The 8,611-nt window shown below is 74.5% G+C and carries 8 protein-coding genes; 7 read left to right on the top strand and 1 reads right to left on the bottom strand.

Translation table 11 applies throughout. The features are described 5' to 3' along the window. The 5 genes from cobN to cobJ form a co-directional block, all read left to right on the top strand. A partial coding sequence (gene cobN / locus FV230_RS20340; protein WP_147843680.1) for a cobaltochelatase subunit CobN occupies positions 1 to 2,786 on the top strand: 2,786 nt, incomplete at its 5' end. Next, positions 2,783 to 4,222 (top strand): precorrin-3B synthase, encoded by a 1,440-nt coding sequence (cobG, locus tag FV230_RS20335; protein ID WP_147843679.1) that lies wholly within the window; start codon positions 2,783 to 2,785, stop codon positions 4,220 to 4,222. The genes cobN and cobG, both read left to right, overlap by 4 nt. After that, positions 4,219 to 4,851 carry a precorrin-8X methylmutase gene (locus tag FV230_RS20330; protein ID WP_147843678.1) on the top strand — a complete coding sequence of 211 codons (633 nt, stop codon included), beginning with the start codon at positions 4,219 to 4,221 and terminating at the stop codon, positions 4,849 to 4,851. The genes cobG and FV230_RS20330 overlap by 4 nt, the downstream gene beginning before the upstream one ends. Next, complete coding sequence (locus FV230_RS20325) at positions 4,851 to 5,645, top strand: precorrin-2 C(20)-methyltransferase (RefSeq protein WP_147843677.1); 795 nt, start codon at positions 4,851 to 4,853, stop codon at positions 5,643 to 5,645. Before FV230_RS20330 ends, FV230_RS20325 begins: the two co-directional genes overlap by 1 nt. Further along, positions 5,642 to 6,397 carry a precorrin-3B C(17)-methyltransferase gene (gene cobJ / locus FV230_RS20320; protein ID WP_147843676.1) on the top strand — a complete coding sequence of 252 codons (756 nt, stop codon included), beginning with the start codon at positions 5,642 to 5,644 and terminating at the stop codon, positions 6,395 to 6,397. Before FV230_RS20325 ends, cobJ begins: the two co-directional genes overlap by 4 nt. Here cobJ and FV230_RS20315 read toward each other — a convergent pair. Beyond that, on the bottom strand, positions 6,373 to 7,137 hold the full coding sequence (locus FV230_RS20315; RefSeq protein ID WP_147843675.1) for a cobalt-precorrin-6A reductase: 765 nt from the start codon (positions 7,135 to 7,137) through the stop codon (positions 6,373 to 6,375). The genes cobJ and FV230_RS20315 overlap by 25 nt on opposite strands. Between FV230_RS20315 and cbiE the strand changes: the two genes are divergently transcribed. Next, positions 7,136 to 8,380 (top strand): precorrin-6y C5,15-methyltransferase (decarboxylating) subunit CbiE, encoded by a 1,245-nt coding sequence (gene cbiE / locus FV230_RS20310; RefSeq protein ID WP_147843674.1) that lies wholly within the window; start codon positions 7,136 to 7,138, stop codon positions 8,378 to 8,380. The genes FV230_RS20315 and cbiE overlap by 2 nt on opposite strands. Beyond that, positions 8,377 to 8,611 (top strand): cobalamin biosynthesis protein (locus tag FV230_RS20305; RefSeq protein WP_246694938.1); only part of this gene is annotated, 235 nt, incomplete at its 3' end. The genes cbiE and FV230_RS20305, both read left to right, overlap by 4 nt.

Below are 8,611 nucleotides of genomic sequence, written 5' to 3'. Positions count from 1 at the left end.
GCCTCGGCGCGCCCGGCGCGGCTGCGCCGCACGCGCTGATCCTGGTCTACCGCTCGGCGGCTCTCGGCGGCGACGGCGCACCCGCCAACGCGCTGGCGGCCGCCCTCCGTGAGCGGGGCATCGGAACGCTGACCCTGGCGGTGGCGAGCCTCAAGGATGCGGAGGCGGTCGACGCAGTGCGCGCGGCGATCCGCGCGCGGAAACCCGACCTGATCGTCGCCGCCACCGCCTTCTCGGCGCGCGAGGATGCCGGGTTCGTCCTCGACGCGGCCGATTGCCCGGTGCTGCAGGCCTTCACCGTCGGCAGCCCGCAGGAGGCCTGGGAGGCGTCGGCACGGGGCATGAACGCGGCCGACCTCGCCATGCAGGTGGCCCTGCCGGAATTCGACGGCCGCCTCTCGGGCTTCCCGATCTCGTTCAAGCAGGAAACGGACGCGGTCGACGGCTACGCCGAGCGCCGCGCGGTGCCCTACGCGGCCGGCATCGCGGCGCTCGCCGACCGTGCCGCCGCTTGGCTGCGCCTGGCCGCGACGCCGCGCGCGCATCGCCGGATCGCCTTGGTCCTCTCCGACTACCCGTCCCGCGGCGGCCGCGCCGGCTTCGCCGTCGGCCTCGACACGCCGGAAAGCGCGCGCGCGATCGTGTCGTACCTCGCGGCGGCCGGCTACGCGGGCCCATCGCTGCCGGAGGCCGCCGCCCTGATGCAGGCGTTGACGGACGGTGCGCCGGACTTCGCGATCCCGCTGCCCGATTACGCGGATTGGCTCGCGACGCTACCGGAAGATTCGCGCGAGGCGCTGATCGAACGCTGGGGCGAACCCGAAGCCGACCCGACGTGCCGCGACGGCGCGTTCCGCTTTCGGATGGTGGATGCCGGGGGCGACACGCCCCCTCCCCCCGCAGCGGGGGAAGGGGAAGACGACGCGTCAGGCCGTATCGCGATCTTCCTCCAGCCCGACCGCGGCCGGTCGGACGACCGCAAGGCCGGGTACCACGATCCCGACGAGCCGCCGACGCACGCCTACCTCGCGTTCCATCTCGGCCTGCGCCGGCATTTCGACGCCCTGGTCCATCTCGGCACCCACGGCACCACCGAATGGCTGCCCGGCAAGGCCGTCGCGCTCGCGCCCGCATGCTGGCCCGCGCGGGCGATCGGCGCCCTGCCCGTGGTCTATCCGTTCATCGTCGACGATCCCGGCGAGGCGGCCCCGCTGAAGCGCCGCCTCGGCGGCGTCGCCCTGGGGCACCTGACGCCGGCGATCGAGACCGGCGGCCTCGAGCCGGAGGCGGCACGCCTGCGCGAGCTCGTCGAGGAGTACAGTGCCGCGAGCGTCCTCGACCCGCGCCGCGCGACGCTGATCGCGCGCGCCATCCTCGACGATGCCGAGGCGGCGGGGCTGCTGGCGGGCGCCGGAATCGACGCCGACACGCCGATGACGGACGCGCTCGCGGCGCTCGACGCGCACCTGTGCGACCTCGGCGAGACCGCGTTCCGCGACGGGCTCCATGTCTTCGGCCGCGCACCGGACGGCGCGCCGGACGCGGTCGTCGCGAGCGCTCAGGCCGAACGGACGGGGCTGCTCGCCGCCCTCGACGGCCGATTCGTGCCGCCGGGCCCATCCGGATCGCCCTCGCGCGGACGCACCGACGTGATGCCGACCGGCCGCAACCTGACGACGCTCGATCCGCGTTCGCTGCCGACCCGCGCGGCGACGCTGCTCGGCGAGAAGGCCGCTGCCGCCATCGTCCTGCGCCACCTTCAGGACGAGGGCGAGTATCCCGCCCGGATCGTCATGGACCTGTGGGCCTCGCCGACGCTGCGCACCGGCGGCGAGGACGTGGCACATGCCCTCGCTCTCATGGGCGTACGCCCGACCTGGGACCACGCGACCACGCGCGTCACCGGCTTCGAGGTGCTGCCGCTCGCCCTGCTCGACCGGCCGCGCATCGACGTGACCTGCCGCGTCTCGGGCGCGTTCCGCGACACCTTCCCGGACACCCTCGCCCTCCTCGACCGCGCCGCACGGGCCGTGGCGCAGCGCGAGGAGGAGGACGACGAGAACCCACTCGCCGCAGCCCGCCGCCGTGGCGAGGGCCAGGCTCGCATCTTCGGCGCCGCCCCCGGCCGCTATGGCGCCGGCGCCGCCGAGACGGCGCTCGACGGCGCATGGGCCGAGCGCGGCGATCTCGGGCGCGCCTATCTCGCGGCGAGCACCCATGCCTACGGCGACGCGGAGGGTGCGGATGCCGGCTTCGCCCAGCGGGTGGCGCAGGCCGACGCCTATCTCCACGCCTTCGACGTGGCCGAACGCGACCTGTTCGACGGCGATGCCGCCGCCGATGCGATGGGCGGGTTCGCCGCCGCGGCCGCCTTGGGGGGCGGCACGCCGACCCTCTACAGCCTCGATGCCGCGAGGCCGGAGACGCCGAAGGTGCGCACCGCCCGCGAGGACGCCGCCCGCCTCGTCCGCGCCCGGCTCGCGAACCCGCGCTGGATCGCCGGACAGCTGCGGCACGGCTATCGCGGCGCCCAGGAACTCGCTCAAGGGCTTGATGCGGTGTTCGTGCTGGCCGCGACCACCGACGCGGTGACCGATGCCGACTTCGACCGGCTCTACGGCGCCTGGATCGCCGATGCCGAAACCTTCGACGCGTTGCGCACCGCCAATCCCGCGGCGACGCGGGCGATCCTGGAGCGGTTCGACGAGGCCCGCGCCCTCGGTCTCTGGACCAGCCGGCGCAATGCGATGCCGGCCGACGAATTGATGCCGCAGGCGGCGGAATGAGCGCGCCGCGTCGCGTCCTGCCGGATGCCGCGAACCGCCGCGGTTGGTGCCCCAGCCTCGCGCGGCCGATGCCGACCGGGGACGGCCTGCTCGCCCGCATCCACCCGCCCCTCGGCATCCTGACGCCCGCGCAGATCCGTGCCGTGGCGGCCGCATCCCGTGCTTTCGGCAACGGCCATGTCGACGTCACGGCGCGCGCCAACCTGCAGCTGCGCGGTGTCACCGAGGCGAATCGGCCGGCCCTCGTCGCGGCGCTGGGCGGGGCGGGCCTCGGCGACATGCGCGCCGACGGTGGCCCGCAGCGCCTCACCCTCACCAGCCCGCTCGCCGGCCTGACCGGGGAGGCCGTGGATGTCAGGGCCATGGCATCCGCGATCGAGGCGCACGGCCTCGCGATCGCCGGGCTTCCGCCGAAGACCCTGGTGCTGATCGAGGGCGGCGGCACCGACCTTTCGGGAATCGCGGCCGACATCCATGTGCGCGCGACCGGGCCGGGGATCGCGGCGGTCGGCCTCGCGGACGAAGCGGGCGTGACGTGGATCGCCACGTGCGACGAAGCGCGAACCGCCGAGGCGGTCGCGGGGCTGCTCCGGGCGTTCGCCACCAGCGGCCGACGCCGCATCCGCGACCTTGCCGATACGGAACGAGGGAGCCTCGTGCGGGCCTTGCCCGCCATCCTCGCCGACGCGCCCCCTCCCCCCTCTGTGGGGGAGTGTGGCCCACGAAGTGGGTCGGGAGAGGGGAGCGCCGGTTCCGGAAAGGGGGCTCCCCTCTCCCGACCCTCGCTGACGCGAGGCCCACCCTCCCCCGCAAGGGGGGAAGGGAAACCGGCCTTATCCGTCGAGGCATGTTCGTTCCTCGAAGTGGAGGCACCCTTCGGCCGCTGCACGGCGGCGATGCTGGATCGGCTGGCGGAGGTTGCGGACGGGCTCGGCATCGACGAGGTCCGCGTCTCGCCGACGCGCGGCTTCGTGCTGCCGATGCGTGGCGTGCCGTCACATCGCCGCGGCGAGCCCCTTGCCGACCTCGCCGCCGCCGGCTTCGTCACCGCACCGGACGATCCGCGCCGGGCGGTGGCGACCTGCCCCGGCGCGCCGGCCTGCGCCTCGGGCTCGACGCCGACGGGCGCGGATGCCGCACGGCTCGCCGAGGCGTTCCGGCCGTTCGCCGCGAGCGGGATGACCGCGCACGTCTCCGGCTGCGCCAAGGGCTGCGCCCATCCGGCCCGCGCCGACCTGACGCTGGTCGCCCGCGACGGACGCTACGGCGTCGTCCTCGACGGCTCGCCCGGCGATGCGCCGGCTCTGGAACTGACTTTCGACGCGGCGCTGGAGCGCGTATGGAGGGCGAAATCCGGTACGCTGGCACAGGCGTTCGGCCCCTCCCCCTCCCCTCGGCAAGCCTTCGCCGAGCCAGCCATCGGGACCACGATATGAGCGCCCGCCACGAATACCTGCGCGACGGCGGCGCGATCTACGCCCGGTCCTTCGCGATGATCCGTGCCGAGGCCGACCTCGCGCGCTGGTCCGGTGCGGCCGAGCGCGTGGTCGTGCGGATGATCCACGCCTGCGGCATGACCGACCTGCCGGCCGACGTGGAGATGTCCGAGACTTTCGCCCTCGCCGGCGAGGCGGCTCTGCGCGCCGGCGCGCCGATCCTGTGCGACGTGCGGATGGTCGCCGACGGCTGCACACGCGCCCGGCTCCCGGCCGAGAACCGCGTGATCTGCACGCTGACCGACCCGCGCGTGCCGGCGATGGCGGCCGAGATGGGCACCACGCGCTCGGCCGCCGCGATGGAGCTGTGGCGCGAGCACCTGCCCGGCAGCGTCGTGGCGGTGGGCAACGCGCCGACCTCGCTGTTCCGCCTGCTCGAATTGCTCGACGAGGGCGTCGCGCCGCCGGCGGCGGTGATCGGCATCCCGGTCGGCTTCATCGGCGCGGCCGAGTCGAAGGAGGCGCTCGCGCGCGACGGGCGCGTGCCGTTCGTCGTCGTGCACGGGCGGCGCGGCGGCAGCGCCATGGCCGCGGCGGCCGTCAACGCGCTCGCCAACGAGATCGAGTGATGGACTCGGCCGAGAACCGCTTCGCGGAGGAGCCTGCCGAGCAGCCGGACAGGCCGATCGCGGTCGTCACCGGCACGCTGTTCGGCGTCGGCATGGGGCCGGGCGACCCGGACTACCTCACCGTTCGCGCGATGCGGGTGCTCGAGCGCGCGCCGGTGCTGGTCCACTTCTGCAAGAAGGGCCGGCGCGGCAACGCCCGCACCATCGCCGATGCCGTGCTCCCGCCGGACGCGACCCGCGAGTTCCCGCTGGCCTACCCCTACACCACAGAACTCCACCCCGATCACCCGGACTACGTCTCGGCGCTCGCCGCCTTCTACGACGACGCGGCCGGGCAGCTCGCCGACCACCTCGGCGCGGGTCGCGACGTGGCGATCCTGTCGGAAGGTGACCCGTTCTTCTACGGCTCGTTCATGCATCTGTGGCGGCGGCTCAAGGACCGCTTCCCGGTCGAGGTCGTGCCCGGCGTCACCGGCATGTCTGGCTGCTGGACCAAGGCCGGGACGCCGATCACCTGGGGCGACGATGTGCTCACGATCCTGCCCGCGACGCTGCCGGCCGCCGACCTCGCGGCCCGCCTCGCCACGACCGACGCCGCCGTGATCATGAAGCTCGGCCGGCACCTGCCGAAGGTCCGCGCCGCCCTGCACGAGGCCGGCCTTCTGGCGCGTGCGGTCTACGTCGAGCGCGGGACCATGGCCGGCGAGCATGTCGTGCCGCTGGCCGACAAGCCGGACGACGCGGCCCCGTACTTCTCGATGGTGCTGGTGCCGGGCGAAGGCCGCCGGCCGTGAGCGGAAGCCTCGCGGTCATCGGCCTCGGGCCGGGCGATGCCGGGTTGCTCACCGCCTCGGCGCAGGCCGCGCTCGATGCGGCCGAGGACCTGATCGGCTACATTCCCTACGTCTCGCGCGTGCCGGATCGGCCCGGCCTGACGCGGCACGCCAGCGACAACCGCGTCGAGGTCGACCGCGCCCGCCATGCGCTGGCACTCGCAGCCTCCGGCCGGCGGGTGGCCGTGGTCTCTGGCGGCGATCCCGGCGTGTTCGCGATGGCGGCGGCGGTCTTCGAGGCGGTGGAGCATGGCGATCCGGCCTGGCGCCACCTCGCGATCACCGTCGAGCCGGGCATCACCGCGATGCTGGCGGCCGCCGCGCGCCTCGGCGCGCCGCTCGGCGGCGATTTCTGCGCGCTCTCGCTCTCGGACAATCTCAAACCGTGGGAGGTGATCACGGCGCGGCTCGACGCGGTGCTGCGCGCCGACTTCGTGGTCTCGCTCTACAACCCGATCTCGTCGGCGCGGCCCTGGCAGCTCGGCAAGGCCCTCGGGATCGCCGCCGAGATCCGCGACCCCGACACGCCGGTGATCTTCGCCCGGGCCGTCACCCGGCCCGACGAGGCGATTCGCGTGATGACGCTGGCCGAGGCCCGCGACGCGACCGCCGACATGGCGACGATGGTCATCATCGGTGCCTCAGCCACCCGGCTGATCGAGCGCGGGCCGGGCAAGCGGCCGTTCGTCTACACGCCGCGCAGCGTCGCATGATCGCGGCCCGCGCCGACGAGCCGCTCGACGGCCGCGGCGGCATCGACGACCGCGTCGACCATCGGCTTCCACGGCTGGCGGACGATCACCACCGGCAAGCCGAGTGTCCGCGCAGCGGCGATCTTTCCGTAGGTCGCCGCCCCCCCGGCATTCTTCGTGACGAGCACGTCGACCGACGCGTCGCGCATCAGCGCGACCTCGGCGGCGGCGTCGAACGGTCCGCGCGCGCGGATCGCCGTGAGGCGCGGGACCGGCAGCGCATCCCCGAGCGGCTCGATCGTGCGCACGACGTAGTCGTGCTGCGGCGCGGCCGCGAAGGCCGCGACTTCCATGCGGCCGACCGTGAGGAAAACGCGGCGCGGAACGTCCCCCAGCGCCGCGACGCAATCGGCCACGGTGTCGACCTCGGTCCAGGCGTCTCCAGGCTTCCGCGTCCAGGCCGGGCGGCGGATCGCCAGGAGCGGGACGCCGGCAGCTTCCGCGGCTCCATAAGCGTTCCTACCGATGCGTGCAGCGAAGGGGTGGGTGGCATCGACCAGCCGGTCGATCGCCTGCTCGCGCAGGTAGCAAGCCAAGCCCTCCGGGCCGCCGAATCCGCCGATGCGGGTCGGAACCGCGTCGACGACCGGCGCCGCGGTGCGCCCGGCCAGCGACAACGTGACGAAGAGGCCGGAATGGGGGAGAAGGCCGCGGACGAGGGCGCTCGCCTCCGTCGTGCCCCCGAGGATGAGGATCCGCATGGCCGCCTTGTCCGATAGGCCCGAACCGGTGTCGAGGCCCGATCCCTGGCTCGCGATCGTCGGCATCGGCGAGGACGGCCGCGACGGGCTCTCCCCCGCCGCCGGCGCGGCGCTCGACGGCGCCCGCGTGGTCTATGGCGGCCGTCGTCATGTCGCGCTCGCCGGCCCGCTCGCCGCGGAGCTGCGCATCTGGCCGAGCCCGATCTCCGACGCCTACCCTGAAATCCTGGAACGGCGCGGGACGCCGACCTGCCTGCTCGCGACCGGCGACCCGTTCCACTACGGCATCGGCGCCGAGATCGCCCGGATCGTGCCGGCCGCCGAGATTCGGGCGTTTCCGCAGCCCTCGGCCTTCAGCCTCGCCTGCGCCCGCCTCGGCTGGCCGCTCGCCGAGTGCGCCTGCCTGACGCTGCACGGGCGGGCGCTCGCGCAGATCGTCCGCCACCTGCAGCCGAACGCCCGCCTGCTGGTGCTGTCCTGGGACGGCACGACGCCGGCGGCGGTCGCCGGGCTGATGACCGAGCGCGGTTTCGGCGCATCGCCGATCACCGTATGCGAGGCGATGGGCGGCCCGCGCGAGACCGTTCGGACCCGATGCGCGCGCGATTTCGACCTCGGCGACGTCGAAGCCCTGAACACCCTGGCGATCGAGGTGGTGGGCGAGCCCGGCTGCCGGCCGGTCGGCCTCGCCCCGGGGCTCGACGATGCGTGGTTCGAGAACGACGGCCAGCTGACCAAGGCCGAGATCCGCGCGGTGACGCTGGCGGCGCTCCGCCCGCTCGCCGGCCAGCTGCTGTGGGACGTCGGCGCCGGCGCCGGCTCGATCGGCATCGAGTGGATGCTGCGCCATCCTGCGATGCGGGCGACCGCGATCGAAGCCCATCCGTCTCGCGTCGAGCGGATCGCCCGCAACGCGCAGACCCTCGGCGCCCCCGGGCTGACCATCGTCCACGGGGTGGCGCCGGATGCGCTGACCGGGTTGCCGGCGCCGGATGCGATCTTCATCGGCGGCGGCGTCTCCGCGCCGGGCGTTCTGCCGGCGGCGCTCGGCGGCCTGCGGTCGGGCGGCCGGATCGTCGCCAACGCGGTGACGCTGGAGGCCGAGGGGGTGCTGCTCGCCGCCTTCTCGACCCGGGGCGGAACGCTGCGGCGCCTGTCGATCGCCCGCGCCGATCCGGTCGGCGGGCTGCACGGCTGGCGTGCGGCGATGCCGGTGACGCAATGGGCCTGGACCAAGCCGTGACCGGGACCCGCCTCGTCGCCGGCATCGGCTTCCGCCACGGCGTGCCCCCCGACGCGATCGTCGCGCTGATCCGGCGGGCGATCGCGCAGGCGGCATGCGAGGGGGCGCTCGTCGCGATCGCCACCGCCGCCGACCGAGCCGATGAGCCGGCGATCCGGGACGCCGCCGGCGCGTTCGGCCTGACGCCCATCGCCGTCGATGCCGAAGCGCTTCGCACGGTCGACCCGCGCG

This window comes from Methylobacterium sp. WL6, assembly GCF_008040095.1.
In the GTDB taxonomy this organism is placed as follows: domain Bacteria; phylum Pseudomonadota; class Alphaproteobacteria; order Rhizobiales; family Beijerinckiaceae; genus Methylobacterium.
The sequence above is the reverse complement of the archived record's forward strand: the minus strand, read 5'-3'. Positions and strand labels throughout refer to the sequence as shown.

Bases quoted from the DNA above. Each gene is read 5' to 3' on its own strand.
- cobG (WP_147843679.1), top strand. From the start codon at position 2,783: ATGAGCGCGCCGCGTCGCGTCCTGCCGGATGCCGCGAACCGCCGCGGT.
- FV230_RS20330 (WP_147843678.1), top strand. From the start codon at position 4,219: ATGAGCGCCCGCCACGAATACCTGCGCGACGGCGGCGCGATCTACGCC.
- FV230_RS20325 (WP_147843677.1), top strand. From the start codon at position 4,851: ATGGACTCGGCCGAGAACCGCTTCGCGGAGGAGCCTGCCGAGCAGCCG.
- cbiE (WP_147843674.1), top strand. From the start codon at position 7,136: ATGGCCGCCTTGTCCGATAGGCCCGAACCGGTGTCGAGGCCCGATCCC.
- FV230_RS20315 (WP_147843675.1), bottom strand. From the start codon at position 7,137: ATGCGGATCCTCATCCTCGGGGGCACGACGGAGGCGAGCGCCCTCGTC.